Origin of the sequence: Serratia sp. Ser99 (assembly GCF_024519545.1) — a bacterium.
Taxonomy (GTDB): domain Bacteria; phylum Pseudomonadota; class Gammaproteobacteria; order Enterobacterales; family Enterobacteriaceae; genus Serratia; species Serratia liquefaciens.
The window spans coordinates 404,214-426,128 of the sequence record NZ_JALJRT010000003.1; the positions used below are offsets into that span (position 1 = coordinate 404,214).

Here is a 21,915-nt window from a genome sequence, read left to right on the forward strand (position 1 = left end):
CTTGTGCTGCTTTATGTAGGGTAAAGCGGCGTTATTTGTTTTTCACCTGGGATTTGAAATCGCGTTCGGCATAGCCGGTGTACAGCTGGCGCGGACGGGCAATCTTGATGCCTTCGTCGTGCATTTCGTTCCAGTGTGCAATCCAGCCGATGGTACGGGCGATGGCGAAGATTACGGTGAACATGGATGAAGGAATACCCATTGCCTTCAGAATGATGCCTGAGTAGAAGTCGACGTTCGGGTACAGCTTCTTCTCGATGAAGTACGGGTCGTTCAGCGCGATGTGTTCCAGCTCCATCGCCACTTCCAGCAGGTTGTCGTCCTTCTTGTTCAGTTCTTTCAGCACTTCGTGACAGGTTTCGCGCATCACGGTGGCGCGTGGGTCGTAGTTCTTGTACACGCGGTGGCCAAAGCCCATCAGGCGGAAGGAGTCGTTCTTGTCCTTGGCGCGCTTGATAAACTCAGGGATGTGCTCAACGGTTTTGATCTCTTCCAGCATTTTCAGCGCGGCTTCGTTGGCGCCGCCGTGTGCCGGCCCCCACAGGGAGGCGATACCGGCCGCGATACAGGCAAACGGGTTAGCGCCTGAAGAACCTGCGGTACGTACGGTAGAGGTGGAAGCGTTCTGCTCGTGGTCTGCGTGCAGAATCAGGATGCGATCCATTGCGCGTTCCAGCACAGGGTTCACCACGTATTCTTCACACGGGGTTGCGAACATCATGTGCAGGAAGTTACCGGCGTAGGACAGGTCGTTACGTGGGTAAACGAACGGCTGGCCCAGGGAATATTTGTAACACATGGCCGCCACGGTAGGCATTTTGGACAGCAGGCGGAACGCGGTGATCTCGCGGTGACGCTCGTTGTTGACGTCCAGCGCATCGTGGTAGAACGCCGCCAGGGCACCGGTCACGCCGCACAGTACTGCCATTGGGTGTGAGTCGCGGCGGAAACCACGGAACAGATGGGTAATCTGGTCGTGGATCATGGTGTGGCGGGTTACGGTCGTTTTAAAGGTTTCGAACTCTTCTGCGGTTGGGGTCTCGCCGTACAGCAGGATGTAGCACACTTCCAGGTAAGAAGACTCTTTCGCCAGCTGTTCAATCGGGAAACCGCGGTGCAGCAGCACGCCTTTGTCACCGTCGATAAAGGTGATTTTTGATTCGCAGGAAGCGGTAGAGGTAAAGCCGGGATCAAACGTGAAATAACCTTTGGAGCCCAGGGCGCGGACATCGAGGACATCGGGGCCCAGTGTCGGGGATAATACGCCCAGTTCGATTGGAGCTTCACCATCATTAATGGTTAGCGTCGCTTTCTTATCAGTCATTTACTGTCTCCTTAGCGCCTTATTTTAAAAACCTCTAACAACTGAAATACCTTAATTCTCCTCAGGTTGCCCGCAAAAAATGGTGCGGACGCTAACTCTGTGAGCGACTGCGCAAATGCGCGGGTAGGGTACAGAGTGCTAACCAGGCGAACGAGGCGGGTGACCAGTTGTTAACGATTCATCGGAATTCGTTATATTCTGTTAATCTTACCTACGACGTGTTCGGGGGTTGTTGAACCTATCCCAATAAACTGTTTTATATGCCTTATTTTGTTTAATCTGCGGCGAACTGCTGCAAACATGTCCGGCAAAAACCGCCATTGGGATAGGTTCTGCCAAATACACTGTTGCATATCTTGAACACAGGGGGAAGTGTATCTGCTGACCTATAGCGCATCATAGGACCGTTTGTGCCCCTATATGTAATGGAATTGTTGATCTCTTGTCAAATCAGATAATTAATTTTGTGCCAATTGTGAAATTCGTGATCTAAATCACTGTTCGGGGGAAATGTTACCAAAGGGATTGTATGGGAATTGTAATCAGAATGTGATCCTCCTATACTGCCGCCAGGTCTCCGGGATACCCTGAAGTAGGAGCACCCAGCGTTATAACTACGCGCCGTTTAAGCACAGAGGATGTTGTTGTTTGAGCGCGTGACGTGTGAGGGTTTTGGCTCTTAACGCTGTCTGATCCCCGCCCAGGCCGGAGGAAGGAAAATAATAAGAGCTGTGTGGGCAAAAACGTGAAAAAACAAAGACCTGTCAACCTGGATCTGCAAACGATCCGGTTTCCCGTAACTGCGATAGCGTCCATCTTACACCGAGTCTCTGGCGTAATTACCTTCGTTGCCGTGGGTATCCTCCTCTGGCTGCTGGGCCTGTCTCTCTCTTCCCAAGAGGGGTTCATGCAGGCTGCCGCCATCATGAATAGCTTCGTTGTCAAATTCATATTCTGGGGCATCCTCACGGCGCTGGCCTATCACATTTGCGGTGGTATTCGCCACTTGTTAATGGATTTTGGCTATATCGAAGAGAGTTTAGCTGCCGGTACCCGTTCTGCCCAGGTGGCGATCGGTCTGACCGTCGTGCTGTCAGTTCTGGCTGGAGTCCTCGTATGGTAAACAATGTTTCTGCATTAGGACGCAACGGCGTACACGACTGGTTGTTACTGCGTGCTTCCGCTATCGTCATCACCCTGTATGTTCTGTATATCCTGGGCTTCTTCGTTACGGCTCCGGATCTCACCTACGAAATCTGGCGCGGCTTCTTCGCCACCTCTATTACGAAAGTGTTCACTCTGCTGACGCTGCTGTCGATTCTGGTTCACGCCTGGGTCGGTTTGTGGCAGGTATTGACGGATTACGTCAAACCTTTGGCGGTACGTCTGGTGTTGCAACTGGCGATTGTTGTCGTGTTGCTGGTCTATTTACTGTACGGAACAATCGTAGTGTGGGGTGCATAAGATGAAACTGCCGATCAGAGAATTTGATGCTGTAGTTATCGGTGCAGGCGGCGCAGGTATGCGCGCGGCACTGCAAATTTCTCAAGCAGGCTCCAGCTGTGCCCTGCTGTCCAAAGTATTCCCGACCCGTTCCCATACCGTGTCTGCGCAGGGCGGTATCACCGTTGCGCTGGGTAACAACCACGATGATAACTGGGAATGGCATATGTATGACACGGTGAAAGGTTCCGATTATATCGGTGACCAGGACGCCATTGAATATATGTGTAAAACCGGCCCGGAAGCGGTTCTGGAGCTGGAACATATGGGCCTGCCGTTCTCCCGTACGGACGAAGGCCGCATTTATCAGCGTCCGTTCGGCGGCCAGTCACTGAACTTCGGTGGCGCACAGGCGGCACGCACCGCTGCGGCGGCTGACCGTACCGGTCACGCGTTGCTGCACACCCTGTACCAACAGAATTTGAAAAACCACACTACTATCTTCTCCGAGTGGTATGCGCTGGATCTGGTGAAAAACCAGGATGGCGCAGTGGTTGGCACCACGGCTATCTGCATCGAAACCGGTGAAGTGGTTTACTTCAAAGCCAAGGCCACCGTGCTGGCGACCGGCGGTGCGGGCCGTATTTACCAGTCCACCACCAACGCCCATATCAACACCGGCGACGGTGTCGGCATGGCGCTGCGCGCCGGCGTGCCGGTGCAGGACATGGAAATGTGGCAGTTCCACCCGACCGGCATCGCCGGCGCCGGGGTATTGGTGACCGAAGGTTGCCGTGGTGAAGGCGGTTATCTGCTGAACAAACACGGCGAGCGTTTCATGGAGCGCTATGCGCCGAATGCCAAAGACCTGGCGGGCCGTGACGTCGTAGCCCGTTCTATCATGATTGAAATCCGCGAAGGCCGCGGCTGTGACGGTCCATGGGGCCCACACGTCAAGCTGAAGCTGGATCACCTGGGCAAAGAAGTGCTGGAATCCCGTCTGCCGGGCATTTTGGAACTGTCGCGCACCTTCGCGCACGTCGACCCGGTGAAAGAGCCGATTCCGGTTATCCCAACCTGCCACTACATGATGGGCGGTATTCCGACCAAAGTGACCGGCCAGGCGTTGACCGTGAACGAAAAAGGCGAAGACGTGGTGATCCCGGGTCTGTTCGCCGTGGGCGAAATTGCCTGCGTTTCAGTGCACGGTGCCAACCGTCTGGGCGGCAACTCGTTGCTGGACCTGGTGGTGTTCGGTCGTGCCGCCGGCATGCATTTGCATGAGTCTCTGGCGGAGCAGGGCGAAAGCCGTGATGCCAGCGATTCTGATGTAGAAGCATCGCTGGATCGTCTGAACCGCTGGAACAACACTCGTTCCGGTGAAGATCCGGTCGAAATCCGTAAGGCGCTTCAAGCCTGTATGCAGCACAACTTCTCGGTATTCCGCGAAGGCGATGCGATGGCGAAAGGCCTGGAAGAGCTGAAAGTGATCCGTGAACGTCTGAAGAACGCACGTCTGGACGATACCTCCAGCGAGTTCAACACCCAGCGCATCGAATGCCTGGAGTTGGATAACCTGATGGAGACCGCGTTTTCCACCGCCGTGTCGGCCAACTTCCGTACCGAAAGCCGTGGCGCACACAGCCGCTTCGACTTCCCGGAACGTGATGACGCCAACTGGCTGTGTCACTCGCTGTATCAGCCGCAATCGGAAAGCATGACGCGTCGTGAAGTGAACATGCAACCGAAGCTGCGCCCGGCATTCCCGCCGAAAGTGCGTTCTTACTAATTGCGGAGATCGATTGATGAAACTCGAATTTTCAATTTATCGCTACAATCCGGATGTTGATGACGCTCCGCACATGCAGGATTACAGCTTGGAAGCGGAAGAAGGTCGCGACATGATGTTGCTGGATGCCTTGATCCTGCTGAAAGAAAAAGATCCTAGCCTGTCGTTCCGTCGTTCCTGCCGCGAAGGCGTTTGTGGTTCCGACGGGATCAACATGAACGGTAAAAACGGCCTGGCATGCATCACCCCGATCTCGTCGCTGCGTAAAGGCAACAACAAGATTGTGATCCGCCCGCTGCCTGGCTTGCCGGTAGTGCGCGATCTGGTGGTGGATATGGGTCAGTTCTACACCCAGTATGAAAAGATCAAACCTTACCTGCAGAACGACGGCAAGAACCCGCCGGCGCGTGAACACCTGCAATCGCCAGAGCAGCGCGCCAAGCTGGACGGACTTTATGAGTGCATTTTATGCGCTTGTTGTTCGACCTCTTGCCCGTCATTCTGGTGGAACCCGGACAAATTCATTGGCCCGGCTGGCCTGCTGGCGGCATACCGCTTCCTGATTGACAGCCGCGACACGGAAACCGAAGAACGTTTAGACGATCTAGACGACGCTTTCAGTGTTTTCCGCTGCCATAGCATTATGAATTGTGTCAGTGTATGTCCTAAAGGCTTGAACCCGACGCGTGCTATCGGTCATATCAAGTCTATGCTGCTGCAACGCGGCGCATAAGCGGAATGAGATGCTGCGCCGGGCAGTTTCCGGCGCACATCACAAAGGAGGGAGCCTCTAAAAACTGACCCGTGGCTGCGGCACTATGCAGCCAGGTTCGCCCGCCGGTTTTTAGAGGTTCCTTGTAAGGGACCGCAAGGTCCATAGCAGAACGTACCGTAAAAGTACGTCGAGTGAACCGTTTCTACGGCAAACCGTATCCATCACGGTAATTATGTTAACCACGGCGAAAACTAAAGCTTCAAAGCTTAAGGGATCATGATGCAGAACGGCGCAATGAAGGCCTGGCTGGATTCCTCCTATCTGGCGGGCGCGAACCAGTCTTACATAGAACAGCTCTATGAAGACTTCTTAACCGATCCGGGCTCCGTTGAAGATAGCTGGCGTTCCATTTTTCAACAGCTACCAACCGCGGGTGTAAAACCCGATCAGCTTCACTCTCAAACGCGTGACTACTTCCGCCGCCTGGCGAAAGACTCCGCGCGTTACAACACCACCATCAACGACCCAGACACCGATGCCAAACAGGTCAAGGTACTGCAGCTGATTAACGCCTTCCGTTTCCGCGGACATCAGCATGCCAACCTCGATCCGCTCGGTCTGTGGCAGCGTGAGCAAGTTCCTGACCTTGAACCCGCCTATCACAACCTGACCGAAGCCGACTTCCAGGAAACCTTCAACGTGGGTTCTTTCGCTATCGGCAAAGAAACCATGAAGCTGGGCGACCTGTATGCCGCGCTGAAGCAGACTTACTGCGGCTCGATCGGTGCGGAATACATGCACATTACCAACACTGAAGAGAAACGCTGGATCCAGCAGCGTATTGAATCGGTGGTGGGGCACGCCAGCTTTACCGATGATGAGAAACGCCGCTTCCTGAACGAACTGACCGCAGCGGAAGGTTTGGAGCGTTACCTCGGTGCCAAATTCCCAGGGGCGAAACGCTTCTCGCTGGAAGGTGGCGATGCGCTGGTACCGATGCTCAAAGAGATGGTGCGTCACGCCGGTAAGAACGGTACGCGCGAAGTGGTATTGGGCATGGCCCACCGCGGCCGTCTGAACGTGTTGATCAACGTACTGGGCAAAAAACCTGCCGATCTGTTCGACGAGTTTGCCGGCAAGCATAAAGAACACCTCGGCACCGGTGACGTTAAATATCACCAGGGCTTCTCCTCCGACGTAGAAACCGAAGGCGGCATGGTTCACCTGGCGCTGGCGTTTAACCCGTCGCACCTGGAGATCGTCAGCCCGGTGGTCATGGGCTCAGTTCGTGCTCGTCGTGACCGTCTGGACGAAGCGCGCAGCAATATGGTACTGCCAATCACCATCCACGGTGACGCCGCCATTACCGGCCAGGGCGTGGTTCAGGAAACCCTGAACATGTCGCAGGCTCGCGGCTACGAAGTGGGCGGCACGGTGCGTATCGTGATCAACAACCAGGTTGGTTTCACTACCTCCAACCCGTTGGATGCGCGTTCTACCGAATATTGTACTGACATCGCCAAGATGGTGCAGTCGCCGATCTTCCACGTAAATGCTGACGATCCGGAAGCGGTGGCCTTTGTGACCCGCCTGGCGTTGGATTTCCGTAACACCTTCAAACGTGACGTGATGATCGATCTGGTCTGCTACCGTCGCCATGGGCATAACGAGGCCGATGAGCCAAGTGCAACCCAGCCGGTGATGTACCAGAAGATCAAAAAACACCCAACGCCGCGCAAGCTTTATGCTGACGTGCTGACCGAACAAAAAGTCGCCAGCCTGGAAGATGCCACGGAAATGGTCAACCTGTATCGTGATGCACTCGACCGCGGCGATTGCGTGGTTGAAGAGTGGCGTCCGATGAACCTGCATAGCTTTACCTGGTCGCCGTACCTTAACCACGAATGGGATGAAGAGTACCCAAGCAAGGTTGAGATGAAGCGCCTGCAGGAACTGGCCCGTCGCATCAGCACCGTGCCGGAAGCGATCGAAATGCAGTCACGCGTAGCCAAAATCTACGCAGACCGCGCAGAGATGGCGGCAGGCAACAAAGCGTTCGACTGGGGCGCGGCGGAAACGCTGGCCTATGCCACCATGGTCGATGAAGGCATCCCGATTCGCCTTTCCGGCGAAGACGCCGGTCGCGGTACCTTCTTCCACCGCCATGCTGTGGTGCACAACCAGAAAAACGGTTCGGTCTACGTTCCGCTGGCCAATGTTCACAGCGGGCAGGGCGAGTTCAAAGTGTGGGACTCCGTACTGTCGGAAGAAGCCGTACTGGCGTTCGAATATGGTTACGCCACCGCAGAACCGCGCACCCTGACCATTTGGGAAGCGCAGTTCGGTGACTTCGCCAACGGCGCTCAGGTGGTGATCGACCAGTTCATCAGCTCCGGCGAGCAGAAATGGGGCCGTATGTGTGGCCTGGTGATGCTGCTGCCGCACGGTTACGAAGGCCAGGGTCCAGAGCACTCCTCTGCGCGTCTGGAACGTTACCTGCAGCTGTGTGCTGAGCAGAACATGCAGGTGTGCATCCCGTCCACTCCGGCACAGGTCTACCATATGCTGCGTCGTCAGGCGCTGCGCGGTATGCGCCGTCCGTTGGTGGTGATGTCGCCGAAATCTCTGCTGCGTCACCCGCTGGCAACCTCGTCTCTGGAAGAGCTGGCTAACGGCACCTTCCTGCCGGCTATCGGCGAGATCGACGAGTTGGATCCGAAAGCGGTCAAACGCGTGGTCATGTGCTCCGGTAAGGTCTATTACGATCTGCTGGAACAACGCCGCAAGAACGACCAGAAAGACGTGGCTATCATCCGTATCGAGCAGCTGTACCCGTTCCCGCATCAGGCCGTTCAGGCGGTGCTGGAGAAGTATGCTCACGTGCATGATTTCGTCTGGTGTCAGGAAGAGCCGCTGAACCAGGGCGCCTGGTACTGCAGCCAACACAACTTCCGTGAAGTGGTGCCGTTCGGGGCTTCTTTACGTTACGCAGGACGTCCAGCCTCTGCCTCTCCGGCAGTCGGTTACATGTCCGTACACCAGAAGCAGCAACAGGCTCTGGTTAATGACGCGCTGAATATTGTTAAAGATTAAGGGAAAGCTAAATGAGTAGCGTAGATATTCTGGTACCTGACCTTCCTGAATCGGTTGCGGATGCGACCGTAGCCACCTGGCACAAGAAACCAGGTGACAGCGTCCAGCGTGACGAAGTTCTGGTTGAAATCGAAACTGACAAAGTGGTTCTGGAAGTTCCGGCAAGTGAAGCTGGGATCCTCGATGCGATCGTGGAAGAAGAGGGCGCAACCGTGCTTTCTCGCCAACTGCTAGGCCGCATCCGCCCGGGTGACAGCTCCGGCAAGCCGACCGCCGAGAAGAGCCAGGAGAAAGAAGCCACGCCTGCACAGCGCGCGACTGCCAGCCTGGAAGAAGAGAGCAATGACGCGCTCAGCCCGGCGATCCGCCGCCTGATCGCCGAACACGATCTCGATGCTGCCGCCATCAAAGGCAGCGGCGTGGGTGGCCGTATCACCCGTGAAGACGTGGAAGCGCACCTGGCTAACGGCAAAAAAGCCGATAAACCTGCCGCCGTCGAAGCCGCACCGCAGCCTGCTCTGAGCAGCCGCAGCGAAAAACGCGTGCCGATGACCCGCCTGCGCAAACGCGTGGCCGAGCGCCTGTTGGAAGCGAAGAACAGCACTGCGATGCTGACCACCTTCAACGAAATCAACATGCAGCCGATCATGGACCTGCGCAAGCAGTACGGTGAAGCTTTCGAAAAACGTCACGGTGTACGTCTGGGCTTCATGTCCTTCTACATCAAGGCGGTGGTTGAAGCCCTGAAGCGCTTCCCGGAAGTGAACGCTTCCATCGACGGTACCGACGTGGTGTACCACAACTACTTCGATATCAGCATTGCGGTATCTACCCCACGTGGCCTGGTAACCCCGGTACTGCGTGACGTAGACACCATGAGCATGGCGGACATCGAGAAGAAAATCAAAGAGCTGGCAGTTAAAGGCCGTGACGGCAAATTGACTGTGGAAGAGCTGACCGGCGGTAACTTCACCATTACCAACGGCGGCGTATTCGGTTCACTGATGTCTACCCCGATCATCAACCCACCGCAGAGCGCCATCCTGGGCATGCACGCCATTAAAGATCGCCCAATGGCGGTTAAAGGCCAGGTTGTGATCCAGCCAATGATGTATCTGGCACTGTCTTACGATCACCGCCTGATCGACGGTAAAGAATCCGTCGGTTACCTGGTGACGGTAAAAGAGATGCTGGAAGATCCGGCTCGTCTGCTGCTGGACGTATAACCCTGATGGGCGCGTATATCTTAAATCATTGAAGTTGCATCGCGGCGGCAACGGAGCGAATCCCCAGGAGCATAGTCAACTATGTGACTGGGGTGAGAGAAGGCAGCCAACAAAGATGCAGCTTTAAGGATGACAGAGATTGCCGCGCCCACACTCTGTGCTATGTGGCCGACGAAAGTCATGCGGTTTTCCGCCAAAATGACTCGGCTAAAACCTTCAGAACTGAATGGATAGAACATCATGAATTTACACGAATATCAGGCAAAACAGCTGTTTGCTCGGTATGGCATGCCGGCACCAACCGGTTACGCCTGTACCACACCGCGTGAAGCGGAAGAAGCCGCATCCAAAATCGGCTCCGGCCCGTGGGTGGTTAAATGTCAGGTTCATGCTGGCGGCCGCGGTAAAGCTGGCGGCGTTAAAGTTGTAAACAGCAAAGAAGATATCCGCGCTTTCGCTGAAGCCTGGCTGGGCAAGCGTCTGGTGACCTACCAGACTGACGCGCTGGGCCAACCGGTTCATCAGATCCTGGTAGAAGCCGCGACCGACATCGATAAAGAACTGTACCTGGGCGCGGTAGTAGACCGTGCCAGCCGTCGTGTGGTGTTCATGGCATCCACCGAGGGTGGCGTTGAGATTGAGAAAGTTGCGGAAGAAACGCCGGAACTGATCCACAAAATGACCATCGACCCACTGGCAGGCCCACAGCCTTACCAGGGCCGTGAACTGGCCTTCAAACTGGGCCTGACCGGCAAGCAAGTTGGCCAGTTCGCCAAGATCTTCATGGGCCTGGCGACCTTGTTCCTGGAGCGCGACCTGGCGATGGTTGAGATTAATCCGCTGGTGGTGACCAAGCAGGGCGATTTGATCTGTCTGGACGGTAAACTGGGCGCTGACGGTAACGCACTGTTCCGTCAACCTGAGCTGCGTGAAATGCGCGACCTGTCTCAGGAAGACGAGCGTGAATCCCGTGCGGCACAGTGGGAGCTGAACTACGTTGCTCTCGACGGCAACATCGGCTGCATGGTTAACGGCGCAGGCCTGGCGATGGGGACCATGGACATCGTTAAGCTGCACGGCGGTGAGCCAGCCAACTTCCTCGACGTAGGCGGTGGTGCAACCAAAGAGCGCGTGACCGAAGCCTTCAAAATCATCCTGTCCGACGACAAGGTGAAAGCGGTATTGGTTAACATTTTCGGTGGTATCGTGCGCTGCGACCTGATCGCTGACGGTATCATTGGCGCCGTAGCCGAAGTGGGCGTTAACGTCCCGGTGGTGGTGCGTCTGGAAGGGAATAACGCCGAACTGGGCGCCAAGAAACTGGCGGACAGCGGTCTGAATATCATTGCTGCGACCAGCCTGATTGATGCGGCTCAGCAAGTTGTTGCGGCAGTGGAGGGTAAATAATGTCCATTTTAATCGATAAGAACACCAAAGTTATCTGTCAGGGTTTCACCGGTAGCCAGGGGACCTTCCACTCCGAACAAGCTATCGCTTACGGCACCAAAATGGTCGGTGGCGTGACGCCGGGCAAAGGCGGCACTCAGCACTTGGGCCTGCCGGTGTTCAACACCGTGCGTGAAGCGGTAGAAGCGACCGGCGCCACGGCGTCCGTTATCTACGTACCGGCACCATTCTGCAAAGACTCCATTCTGGAAGCTATCGATTCAGGCATCAAACTGATCATCACCATTACCGAAGGCATCCCGACGCTGGATATGCTGACCGTCAAGGTGAAGCTGGATGAAGCCGGCGTGCGTATGATTGGCCCGAACTGCCCAGGCGTTATCACCCCGGGCGAGTGCAAAATCGGCATCATGCCAGGCCATATCCACCTGCCAGGCAAAGTGGGCATCGTTTCCCGCTCCGGCACCCTGACCTACGAAGCGGTGAAGCAAACCACCGATACCGGTCTGGGCCAGTCTACCTGTGTAGGCATCGGCGGTGACCCGATCCCAGGTTCTAACTTCATCGATATCCTGAAGTTGTTCCAGGAAGATCCGCAAACTGAAGCGATCGTCATGATCGGTGAAATCGGCGGCAGCGCAGAAGAAGAAGCAGCGGCGTACATCAAAGAACACGTGACCAAGCCGGTAGTTGGCTACATCGCAGGTGTTACCGCGCCGAAAGGCAAGCGTATGGGCCATGCCGGCGCCATCATTGCCGGCGGCAAAGGCACTGCGGACGAAAAATTCGCAGCGCTGGAAGCGGCAGGGGTTAAAACCGTGCGCAGCCTGGCTGACATCGGCGAGGCAGTTAAAGCGGTTCTGAACCGCTAATTTAATCTGCGGTAGTCCGTATTCAAGCAGGGTCAGACCAAGTGTCTGGCCCTGTTTTTTTTTGCCTGCGCGAGAGGGAATAGGGCATTGCGGTGGCCGTGGTGAGCGTTAGCGGCATCAATTAAAGGGGGGGGATGGGCGGACGTATTTAAGCGCTGCTTTATCGATAATTATTCTTTTTATTGCCTACAATTATCAGAGTAAAAAAATAAGCTAAGCTTGTCCTATTAGCAGGTTAATAAGCGTTAACATCATTCACACTCGAGACTTCATTTAAATACAGATAACCATTAAATATCACATCTATTTAACACAAAAAGTACCTAGATAGACTACGAAACCATTATGTAACATAACCACAAGATAATTATGAGAAATTGTGAGCTGAATCTGGAAATAAAATTCAGATAGGCTTAAATTGTTCCAGATCAAATTAGGGCTGAGTACCTCTTTGGGCTAAAATTTGACCTGTAACCAAAAGTCTAACCCATATCACGTAAAAACCTATTTATTGTGTGGGATTGGGCGAGTATCATCCATGGTGAATATGGATGGTTGATCTTGTTGCATTTGTTACCCGTTGTCGGTTTTCAGTGGTGTGTTTAGTACACTGGCCAGTACGGCCCGCGTCGAATGCATGGTTGAAAGCGGAGAAGCTGGATCAAATTTTTGTTGTGTTTAAGGGCATTCACTGCGGGGCGTTACCGGTAGCTTCACCCGAAGTCATATCGATAACCGCATGTCGGAGTCTTCCTGCGAGGAGCAAGGAGTCAAGATGTTTGATATTGTCGAACTGTCGCGCTTACAGTTTGCTTTAACGGCGATGTACCACTTCTTATTTGTCCCATTAACGCTAGGCATGGCGTTTTTGCTGGCAATTATGGAAACGGTATATGTACTGTCAGGCAAACAAATCTATAAAGATATGACCAAATTCTGGGGCAAGTTATTTGCAATTAACTTTGCTCTGGGTGTGGCCACCGGTTTGACCATGGAGTTCCAGTTCGGGACCAACTGGTCATATTTCTCACACTACGTCGGTGATATTTTCGGGGCCCCTCTGGCCATCGAAGGTCTGATGGCGTTCTTCCTTGAATCGACGCTGGTCGGCCTGTTCTTCTTCGGCTGGGATCGTCTGGGCAAGGTGCAGCACATGGCCGTAACCTGGCTGGTGGCACTGGGCTCAAACTTCTCCGCGCTGTGGATCCTGGTGGCCAACGGCTGGATGCAGAACCCTATCGCCTCGGACTTCAACTTCGAAACCATGCGCATGGAGATGCTCAGCTTCTCCGAACTGGTGCTCAACCCGGTTGCGCAGGTTAAGTTCGTTCACACCGTAGCTGCCGGCTACACCTGTGGTGCGATGTTCGTACTGGGTATCAGCTCTTACTACCTGTTGAAAGGCCGTGATACTGCCTTTGCCAAACGTTCCTTCGCAATCGCTGCCAGCTTCGGTATGGCTGCCGTACTGTCCGTAATCGTACTGGGTGATGAATCCGGCTACGAAATGGGTGACGTGCAGAAAACCAAACTGGCCGCCATCGAAGCCGAGTGGGACACTCAACCGGCTCCGGCTTCCTTTACCCTGTTCGGTATTCCGAATCAGGATAAAATGGAAAACTCATACGCGATCCAAATTCCTTATGCGCTCGGCCTGATTGCCACCCGCTCAACGGATACTCAGGTCACCGGCCTGAAAGATCTGATGGCGCAGCATGAAGTGCGTATCCGCAACGGGATGAAAGCCTACCAACTGCTGGAAGAGTTGCGCAGTGGCAATACCGATCCGGCGGTTCGCGCCGAGTTCAATAAAGCCAAGCAAGACTTGGGCTACGGTTTACTGCTGAAGCGCTATACCCAGAACGTCACCGACGCGACGGAAACTCAGATCCAGCAGGCGACCAAAGACTCTATCCCACGCGTAGCACCGCTGTACTTCGCCTTCCGTATCATGGTGGCCTGTGGCGTGCTGATGTTACTGATTATCGGTCTGTCGTTCTGGAGCGTGCTTCGTGGCCGCATTGGCCAGAGAAAGTGGCTACACCGTGCGGCGCTGTATGGCCTGCCGCTGCCGTGGATTGCCATCGAAGCCGGCTGGTTTGTGGCTGAATACGGTCGTCAACCTTGGGCGATTGGTGAGGTGCTGCCGACTGCGGTTGCCAACTCTTCACTGACTGCGGGCGACATTCTGTTCTCGATGGGGCTGATTTGCGGCTTGTACACCCTGTTCCTGGTGGCTGAAATGTACCTGATGTTCAAATTTGCACGTCTGGGTCCAAGCAGCCTGAAAACTGGCCGCTACCACTTTGAACAACCGACTGCCGCCGTGCAGGAAGCGCGCTAAACAGGAGTCCACGTATGTTTGATTATGAAGTACTGCGATTTATCTGGTGGGTCCTGATTGGCGTACTGCTGATTGGTTTCGCCGTCACCGACGGTTTCGACATGGGGGTCGGCATCCTGGTGCGCATTATCGGTAAAACCGATACCGAGCGCCGGGTGATGATCAACTCCATCGCGCCGCACTGGGACGGTAACCAGGTGTGGCTGATCACGGCCGGTGGTGCGCTGTTCGCCGCCTGGCCAATGGTCTATGCGGCGGCGTTCTCCGGTTTCTACGTCGCCATGATCCTGGTGCTGTCCGCCTTGTTCTTCCGCCCGGTCGGTTTTGACTACCGCTCGAAGCTGGAGAGCAGCCGCTGGCGCAACATGTGGGACTGGGGCATCTTCATCGGCAGCTTTGTGCCGGCGGTGGTGTTCGGCGTGGCGTTCGGCAACCTGCTGCAGGGCGTGCCGTTCCATATGGACGAATACATGCGTCTGTTCTACACCGGCAACTTCTTCCAACTGCTGAATCCGTTTGGCCTGTTGGCGGGTGTTGTCAGCTTGACCATGCTGGTGACCCAGGGGGCAACCTACCTGCAGATGCGTACTAGCGGTGAGATCCACCTGCGTGCACGTGCCGCGGCGCAGATCTCCACGTTGGTGATGGCGGTGTTCTTCCTGTTGGGCGGCATTTGGCTGGTGAAAGGCATCGATGGTTATGTGATTACCTCGGCGCTGGATACCATGGCGGAGTCTAACCCGATGCGTAAAGAAGTGGCTCATCAGGCCGGTGCCTGGTTGATCAACTTCAACAAGTATCCGCTGCTGTGGGCATTGCCTGCCCTGGGTGTGGTGCTGCCGCTGTTTACGGTGCTGTTCTCCCGCATGTCGAAAGACGCGCTGGCGTTCGTGACTTCGTCACTGACCATTGCCTGCGTGATCCTGACTGCCGGTGTGACCATGTTCCCGTTCGTGATGCCGTCAAGCACCGTGCCTAACATCAGCCTGACCATGTGGGATGCCACCTCCAGTCTGTTGACGTTGGAAGTGATGACCGTTGTCGCGGCGATCTTCGTGCCTATCGTTCTGGGGTACACCAGCTGGTCGTACTACAAAATGTTCGGCCGTCTCGACAAAAACTTCGTCGAGAACAACAAGCATTCGCTGTATTAAGGATAGGGAGCTAAACCATGTGGTATTTTGCCTGGATTCTCGGAACGCTTCTTGCCTGTGCCTTCGGTATCATCACGGCGCTGGCGCTTGAGCACCACGAAGATTCAAAAGCACAGCAAGACGGTAAGTGATGAGTTCGTCATTAACTGACAAGCTGTACGCCATGACTGACAAGGGCCCTGTCCGGGCCCTTTCACTGGTGCTGGCGTTGATTTTGGCGGGCTGTATTTTTTGGGATCCGACCCGCTTTGCGGCGAAGACCAGCTCGCTGGAGATTTGGGAAGGGCTGCTGCTGATTTGGGCAGTTTGCGCCGGGGTGGTTCACGGCGTTGGCTTCAAACCGCAACGGACGTTATGGCGCGCTTTTTTCGCGCCACTTCCGGCAATTGTGATCCTCGCCGCAGGATTACTTTACGTTTCTTTATAATCTCCGTTATAACCCCGAGTTATGGGCCCTTCCGGCCCATAATTATTTTCGTTCCCCTCTTGTAACCCATTCCCAACCCGATCTGTCTTGCGTATAGTAGCACCGTTAAATTGCATTGCTGGGAAGTAGAGTGAGTAATACGTTGTTTCGATGGCCGGTTCGCGTTTACTACGAGGATACCGATGCCAGTGGTGTGGTCTATCACGCCCGCTATGTCGCCTTTTTTGAAAGAGCGCGCACCGAGATGCTGCGTCATCACAACTTTCATCAACAGCAGCTGCTCAGTGAACATGTCGCTTTCGTGGTTCGGCGCATGACGGTGGATTACCTGGCTCCGGCTCGTCTCGACGAGCAGCTGGAAGTGCAGAGTGAAATCACCTCAATGCGCGGGGCCTCTCTCACGTTTGCCCAACGCATTGTCAATTCTGACGGGACTCTTTTGAGTCAGGCCGATGTGTTGATTGCATGCATTGATCCACACCAAATGAAGCCGATAGCGCTTCCTAAGTCTATTGTCGCGGAGTTTAAGCAGTGACTGACATGAACATCCTAGATTTATTCTTGAAGGCGAGCCTGCTGGTTAAGCTTATCATGTTGATTTTGATATGCTTCTCAGTGGCCTCTTGGGCGATCATCATCCAGCGCACCCGCATCCTGAATGCGGCCACGCGTGACGCCGAAGCCTTTGAAGACAAATTCTGGTCCGGTATCGAGCTTTCTCGTCTGTACCAGGAAAGCCAGGCGCGTCGCGATAGCCTGACCGGCTCAGAGCAAATTTTCCACTCTGGTTTCAAAGAGTTCGCTCGTTTACACCGCGCTAATAACCATGCGCCGGAATCGGTGATCGAAGGGGCGTCACGCGCCATGCGTATCTCTATGAACCGCGAGCTGGAAACGCTGGAAAACCACATTCCTTTCCTCGGCACCGTGGGTTCGATCAGTCCGTATATCGGTCTGTTCGGCACCGTGTGGGGGATTATGCACGCCTTTATCGCACTGGGCGCGGTGAAGCAGGCCACGCTGCAAATGGTAGCACCGGGTATCGCCGAAGCACTGATCGCAACCGCCATCGGTTTGTTCGCCGCTATTCCGGCCGTTATGGCCTATAACCGCCTCAACCAGCGCGTCAACAAGCTTGAGCAGAATTACGACAACTTTATGGAAGAGTTCACCGCTATTCTGCATCGTCAGGCCTTCTCCAGCGACAGCAAATAAGTAGGAGGTAGCATGGCGAGAGTTCGTGGACGTAATCGGCGCGAGCTGAAGTCCGAAATAAACATCGTTCCGTTGCTCGACGTGTTGCTGGTGCTGTTGCTGATCTTTATGGCAACGGCGCCGATTATCACGCAGAGCGTTGAGGTTGATCTGCCGGACGCCACCGATTCCAAGACGGTGTCCAGCGATGATAACCCGCCGGTGATCCTTGAGGTTTCAGGCGTGGGTCAATACACCCTGGTGGTGGATCACAACCGCATGGAGCTGCTGCCGCCGGAACAGGTTGCCGCTGAAGCCAAGTCGCGTTTAGCGGCCAACCCGAAAACGGTCTTTTTGATCGGCGGGGCGAAGGAAGTACCGTACGATGAGATTATCAAGGCATTGAATATTCTCCATCAGGCGGGCGTGGCTTCCGTGGGGCTAATGACCCAGCCAATCTGACCCTAAGGTCAGTGGCAACCCGGTTCCTGTGCCGTTGGCTCAGGAACCCCGTATAAGCAACACCAGTTTTTGGGAATCTATTTTGGTAAAGGCAACTGAGCAAAACGATAAGCTGAACCGCGCCGTTATTGTTTCGGTCGTTCTGCACTTTGTATTGATTGCCCTGCTGATTTGGGGATCGCTGCAAGAAAACGTCGACATGAACAGTGCCGGCGGCGGTGGCGAAGGTTCTGTCGTCGGTGCAGTGATGGTCGATCCCGGGGCAGTTGTGGAGCAGTACAACCGCCAGCAACAGCAGAGTAACGACGCGCAGCGTGCTGAAAAGCAGCGCCAGAAAAAAGCGGAACAACAAGCCGAAGAACTTCAGCAGAAGCAAGCGGCGGAGCAACAGCGCCTGAAAGAGCTGGAGAAAGAGCGTTTGTCTGCGCAGGAAAAAGCGGCGCAGGACGCGAAAGAACAGGCTGAACAGCAGAAGCAGGCCGCAGAGCAGCAAAAACAGGCGGCGGAGCAACAAAAGCAGGCTGCTGAACAGCAAAAAGCGGCCGAGAACGCCGCGGCGAAAGCCAAAGAACAACAGAAAGTAGCGGAAGCGGCCGCCGCCAAGGCCAAGGCCGAGGCAGATAAAGTCGCTAAAGCACAGGCCGACGCGCAGAAGAAAGCGGAGTCTGAAGCCAAGAAAGAAGCGGCTGCTGCCGCTGCCGCCAAGAAACAGGCGGAAGAAGCGAAGAAAGCCGCTGCTGCCGAAGCTGCAGAGAAAAAGGCCGCTGCCGAAGCCGAGAAAAAAGCCGCAGCTGATGCCGAGAAGAAAGCGGCCGCAGAAGCTGAGAAAAAAGCCGCCGCTGCCGAAAAAGCCGCCGCTGAGAAAGCTGCTGCCAAGAAGGCCGCAGACGCCAAGAAGAAAGCGGCTGCCGCAGCGGCAGCTCAGTCTTCAGACGTCAATGATCTGTTTGGCGACCTGGCGGACGGTAAAAACGCGCCGAAAGGCGGCGGGGCTAAAGCTAAGGGTGACGGTAAACCGGCCGGTCAGGGCAATGCCAAGGCTGCAGGGGCGAGTGGTGCCGATATTGATGGCTATGCTGGGCAGATTCGCACAGCAATTCAGAATAAGTTTTATGATGCCAGTTCGTTTGTCGGTAAGACCTGTGACCTACGCATCAAGCTGGGGCCTGATGGCTTTTTGATTGACGTGAAATCGGTAGGTGGCGATCCTGCACTGTGCCAGGCGGCTGTAGCTGCTGCGAATCAGGCGAAGATCCCGAAACCACCGAGCGATGCCGTTTATCAGCACTTTAAGAATTCGACCCTTGTATTTAAGCCACAATAACGGTTGATTAGCTAAGTCATATCGCAGGGATGTACTAAGGTAACCAACAGGGATTATGTAGTTTTGTTTGCGTTGGTTTGTTAAAATTCTGCTAATTTATCGCAGGCATCCCGCCTGGATAAGGGAGATGAGATGAAGCAGGCATTTCGAGTAGCGTTAGGTTTTTTAATACTGTGGGCCTCCGTTCTTCACGCGGAAGTTCGCATTGAAATCACCCAAGGGGTCGACTCCGCTCGCCCGATTGGTGTGGTGCCGTTTAAATGGGCTGGCCCAGGCACGCCTCCGGAAGATATTGGCAAGATTGTCGGCGCAGACCTGCGCAACAGCGGCAAATTCAACCCAATTGACGTAGCGCGCATGCCGCAGCAACCGACCACCGCGTCTGAAGTGACGCCGGCGGCCTGGACTGCATTGGGCATTGACGCAGTCGTGGTCGGCCAGGTTCAACCTGGTGCGGACGGCGGCTACCTGATCTCTTATCAACTGGTGGACACTTCAGGTTCTCCAGGCACCGTATTGGCGCAGAACCAGTATAAAGTGACCAAGCAGTGGTTGCGTTATTCTGCTCACACCGCCAGTGACGAAGTGTTTGAAAAGCTGACCGGTATCAAGGGCGCCTTCCGTACCCGTATCGCTTACGTTGTGCAGACCAACGGCGGGAAATTCCCGTACGAGCTGCGCGTAGCGGATTACGACGGCTACAACCAGTTTGTGGTACACCGTTCACCGGAACCACTGATGTCCCCGGCCTGGTCGCCGGACGGCAGCAAACTGGCGTACGTGACCTTTGAAAGCGGCCGCTCTGCGCTGGTGGTTCAGACCCTGGCTAACGGTGCTATCCGTCAGATCGCCTCGTTCCCGCGCCACAACGGTGCACCGGCGTTCTCACCGGACGGCAGCCGTCTGGCCTTCGCGTTGTCTAAAAGCGGCAGCCTGAACCTGTACGTGATGAATCTGGGCTCTGGCCAGATCACTCAAATCACCGACGGGCGCAGCAACAATACCGAACCGACCTGGTTCCCGGATGGCCAGTCTCTGGCATATACCTCGGATCAGGGCGGCCGGCCACAGATTTATAAAGTCAGTGCCAGTGGCGGTGCGTCACAGCGTCTGACATGGGAAGGCTCTCAGAATCAGGATTCTGAAGTCAGCTCTGATGGTAAATTCCTGGTGATGGTGAGCTCAAACAATGGTGCTCAGCATATCGCCAAACAAGATCTCGGATCGGGTGCAGTTCAAGTTTTGACCGGCACCTTCCTGGACGAAACGCCTAGTATTGCGCCAAACGGCACCATGGTGATCTATAGCTCCACGCAAGGTATGGGCTCCGTGTTGCAACTGGTATCGACTGATGGGCGTTTTAAAGCGCGTCTTCCGGCAACTGATGGACAGGTCAAATTCCCTGCCTGGTCGCCGTATCTGTGATGCATGTGTAAATATGTATGGCAAACTATAAAAGGATTAAAGAAATGCAACTGAACAAAGTGCTGAAAGGGCTTCTGCTGGCACTGCCAGTCCTGGCTGTAGCAGCTTGTAGTTCTAACAAAAGCGCAAACAACGACCAATCTGGTCTGGGCGCTGGCGCTGGCACTGGTACAGAAAACGGCAGCAGCAACCTGTCTTCTGAAGAACAAGCTCGTCTGCAGATGCAAGAACTGCAGAAGAACAACATTGTTTACTTCGGTCTGGACAAGTATGACGTGAGCTCTGAGTTCGCTCAGATGCTGGACGCGCACGCTGCATTCCTGCGTAACAACCCGTCTTACAAAGTGACCGTAGAAGGCCACGCGGATGAGCGCGGTACGCCGGAATACAACATTGCCCTGGGTGAGCGTCGTGCTAACTCCGTGAAAATGTACCTGCAAGGTAAAGGCGTTTCAGCTGACCAAATCTCTATCGTTTCTTACGGTAAAGAAAAACCAGCAGTACTGGGCCACGACGAAGCGGCTTATGCTAAAAACCGTCGTGCAGTTCTGGTTTACTAAGAGAATCGCATGAACAGTAACTTCAGACGTCACTTGTTGAGTCTGTCGTTACTGGTTGGCGTAGCGGTCCCATGGGCCGCTACTGCCCAAGCGCCAATCAGTAATGTCGGCTCCGGCTCGGTCGAAGACCGTGTCACCTCGCTTGAGCGCATCAGCAATGCTCAAGGCCAGCTTTTAAACCAACTCCAGCAACAACTCTCTGACAATCAGCGCGATATTGACTCGCTCCGCGGTCAAATCCAGGAAAGCCAATATCAACTGAATCAGGTCGTTGAACGCCAAAAGCAAATCTATCAGCAGATGGATAGCATCAGCCAGGGCGGCGCTCAGAGCTCTGCTGCCGCAGCGGGTGCCGCGGGTGGAGCAGCAGCGGCTGCGTCCTCCGACGGTGCTGACAGTGCGTCTGCGGGCGCTACAGCAGCAGCGCCGGCCAGCAAGGGTGATGAAAACAGCGACTACAATGCCGCTGTTTCATTGGCGCTGGAAAAAAAACAGTATGACCAGGCAATTTCTGCTTTTCAGACCTTCGTAAAACAGTACCCAAAGTCTACTTACCAGCCTAATGCCAACTATTGGCTGGGCCAGTTGTATTACAACAAGGGTAAGAAAGACGATGCGGCTTACTATTATGCGGTCGTGGTGAAGAATTACTCAAAGTCACCTAAGGCGCCGGACGCCATGTACAAGGTAGGTATCATCATGCAGGAGAAAGGGCAGGCCGATAAAGCCAAAGCCGTGTTCCAGCAGGTGATTAAACAATACCCAACCAGTGCGGCGGCCAAACAGGCGAAAAGTCGCGTAGCCGGTTAGTCAGAAAAAATAATGAGCCCAGAAGTTAGTCGATTTGACCGCTTTCTGGGCTCATTCGCGTGAAGAACAAGCAGTTGAACCCCTTGTTCAAAAATTTAGGTTGCGCTGCCAAGATAAATTAGTAATATATGCCGCCGTTGCCAAGACATCTTGCAAGATGTTAAAGCAGCAAGGAAATTGGGTCGTTAGCTCAGTTGGTAGAGCAGTTGACTTTTAATCAATTGGTCGCAGGTTCGAATCCTGCACGACCCACCAATTTCTGAAGTAGTAGCAGTAACCACGTCAGTGGGTGATTAGCTCAGTTGGTAGAGCATCTCCTTTACACGGAGGGGGTCGGCGGTTCGAG

Annotated in this window: 20 protein-coding genes and 1 tRNA gene; 20 read left to right on the forward strand and 1 reads right to left on the reverse strand. The window is 54.6% G+C overall.

Annotated features, from left to right (window positions below; all coding sequences use genetic code 11):
- Positions 1–31 precede the first annotated feature (31 nt).
- A complete protein-coding gene (locus NR114_RS09630) occupies positions 32–1,324 on the reverse strand; it encodes a citrate synthase (protein WP_020825670.1) in 1,293 nt (430 codons plus the stop codon).
- 733 nt (positions 1,325–2,057) lie between these two features.
- On the opposite strand from NR114_RS09630, the gene sdhC reads away from it, so the two are divergent.
- The 20 genes from sdhC (at position 2,058) to NR114_RS09730 (ending at position 21,824) form a co-directional block, all read left to right on the forward strand.
- Positions 2,058–2,447 carry a succinate dehydrogenase cytochrome b556 subunit gene (gene sdhC, locus NR114_RS09635; RefSeq protein ID WP_020825671.1) on the forward strand — a complete coding sequence of 130 codons (390 nt, stop codon included), beginning with the start codon at positions 2,058–2,060 and terminating at the stop codon, positions 2,445–2,447.
- The gene (gene sdhD, locus NR114_RS09640) at positions 2,441–2,788 is read left to right on the forward strand and encodes a succinate dehydrogenase membrane anchor subunit (protein WP_020825672.1); all 348 of its coding nucleotides are present in this window, start codon (positions 2,441–2,443) and stop codon (positions 2,786–2,788) included. The genes sdhC and sdhD overlap by 7 nt, the downstream gene beginning before the upstream one ends.
- Position 2,789: 1 nt before the next feature.
- A complete protein-coding gene (gene sdhA / locus NR114_RS09645) occupies positions 2,790–4,556 on the forward strand; it encodes a succinate dehydrogenase flavoprotein subunit (RefSeq protein ID WP_020825673.1) in 1,767 nt (588 codons plus the stop codon).
- 16 nt (positions 4,557–4,572) lie between these two features.
- Positions 4,573–5,289 carry a succinate dehydrogenase iron-sulfur subunit gene (locus tag NR114_RS09650; protein ID WP_020825674.1) on the forward strand — a complete coding sequence of 239 codons (717 nt, stop codon included), beginning with the start codon at positions 4,573–4,575 and terminating at the stop codon, positions 5,287–5,289.
- A 261-nt stretch (positions 5,290–5,550) separates the two neighbouring features.
- Entirely contained in the window at positions 5,551–8,364 is a 2,814-nt protein-coding gene (gene sucA / locus NR114_RS09655; RefSeq protein WP_020825675.1) for a 2-oxoglutarate dehydrogenase E1 component, read from the forward strand.
- 11 nt (positions 8,365–8,375) lie between these two features.
- Positions 8,376–9,590 carry a 2-oxoglutarate dehydrogenase complex dihydrolipoyllysine-residue succinyltransferase gene (gene odhB, locus NR114_RS09660; RefSeq protein ID WP_044548916.1) on the forward strand — a complete coding sequence of 405 codons (1,215 nt, stop codon included), beginning with the start codon at positions 8,376–8,378 and terminating at the stop codon, positions 9,588–9,590.
- A gap of 240 nt (positions 9,591–9,830) precedes the next feature.
- Positions 9,831–10,997 carry an ADP-forming succinate--CoA ligase subunit beta gene (gene sucC, locus NR114_RS09665; RefSeq protein WP_256814044.1) on the forward strand — a complete coding sequence of 389 codons (1,167 nt, stop codon included), beginning with the start codon at positions 9,831–9,833 and terminating at the stop codon, positions 10,995–10,997.
- Positions 10,997–11,869 carry a succinate--CoA ligase subunit alpha gene (gene sucD / locus NR114_RS09670; protein ID WP_234530515.1) on the forward strand — a complete coding sequence of 291 codons (873 nt, stop codon included), beginning with the start codon at positions 10,997–10,999 and terminating at the stop codon, positions 11,867–11,869. Before sucC ends, sucD begins: the two co-directional genes overlap by 1 nt.
- A 775-nt stretch (positions 11,870–12,644) precedes the next feature.
- Positions 12,645–14,213: a cytochrome ubiquinol oxidase subunit I gene (gene cydA / locus NR114_RS09675; protein WP_020825679.1), complete on the forward strand. Its 1,569-nt coding sequence runs from the start codon at positions 12,645–12,647 to the stop codon at positions 14,211–14,213.
- Positions 14,214–14,227: 14 nt separating this feature from the next.
- Positions 14,228–15,367, forward strand: coding sequence for a cytochrome d ubiquinol oxidase subunit II (gene cydB / locus NR114_RS09680; protein ID WP_020825680.1), 1,140 nt, complete (start codon positions 14,228–14,230; stop codon positions 15,365–15,367).
- A 17-nt stretch (positions 15,368–15,384) separates the two neighbouring features.
- Entirely contained in the window at positions 15,385–15,498 is a 114-nt protein-coding gene (gene cydX, locus NR114_RS09685) for a cytochrome bd-I oxidase subunit CydX (RefSeq protein WP_004949761.1), read from the forward strand.
- On the forward strand, positions 15,498–15,794 hold the full coding sequence (ybgE, locus tag NR114_RS09690) for a cyd operon protein YbgE (RefSeq protein WP_020825681.1): 297 nt from the start codon (positions 15,498–15,500) through the stop codon (positions 15,792–15,794). Before cydX ends, ybgE begins: the two co-directional genes overlap by 1 nt.
- Before the next feature lie 130 nt (positions 15,795–15,924).
- On the forward strand, positions 15,925–16,329 hold the full coding sequence (ybgC, locus tag NR114_RS09695) for a tol-pal system-associated acyl-CoA thioesterase (RefSeq protein ID WP_020825682.1): 405 nt from the start codon (positions 15,925–15,927) through the stop codon (positions 16,327–16,329).
- Entirely contained in the window at positions 16,326–17,009 is a 684-nt protein-coding gene (gene tolQ / locus NR114_RS09700) for a Tol-Pal system protein TolQ (protein WP_039992358.1), read from the forward strand. Before ybgC ends, tolQ begins: the two co-directional genes overlap by 4 nt.
- Before the next feature lie 12 nt (positions 17,010–17,021).
- A complete protein-coding gene (tolR, locus tag NR114_RS09705; RefSeq protein ID WP_020825683.1) occupies positions 17,022–17,450 on the forward strand; it encodes a colicin uptake protein TolR in 429 nt (142 codons plus the stop codon).
- Between the two features lie 82 nt (positions 17,451–17,532).
- Positions 17,533–18,774 (forward strand): cell envelope integrity protein TolA, encoded by a 1,242-nt coding sequence (tolA, locus tag NR114_RS09710; RefSeq protein WP_256814043.1) that lies wholly within the window; start codon positions 17,533–17,535, stop codon positions 18,772–18,774.
- Between the two features lie 132 nt (positions 18,775–18,906).
- Positions 18,907–20,199, forward strand: coding sequence for a Tol-Pal system beta propeller repeat protein TolB (gene tolB, locus NR114_RS09715; protein ID WP_020825685.1), 1,293 nt, complete (start codon positions 18,907–18,909; stop codon positions 20,197–20,199).
- Between the two features lie 44 nt (positions 20,200–20,243).
- Positions 20,244–20,759, forward strand: a complete 516-nt coding sequence (gene pal, locus NR114_RS09720) for a peptidoglycan-associated lipoprotein Pal (protein ID WP_020825686.1) — start codon at positions 20,244–20,246, stop codon at positions 20,757–20,759.
- Between the two features lie 9 nt (positions 20,760–20,768).
- The gene (gene cpoB, locus NR114_RS09725) at positions 20,769–21,569 is read left to right on the forward strand and encodes a cell division protein CpoB (protein WP_020825687.1); all 801 of its coding nucleotides are present in this window, start codon (positions 20,769–20,771) and stop codon (positions 21,567–21,569) included.
- Between the two features lie 179 nt (positions 21,570–21,748).
- Positions 21,749–21,824: transfer RNA gene (locus NR114_RS09730), tRNA-Lys, on the forward strand.
- The last annotated feature ends 91 nt before the right edge of the window (positions 21,825–21,915 follow it).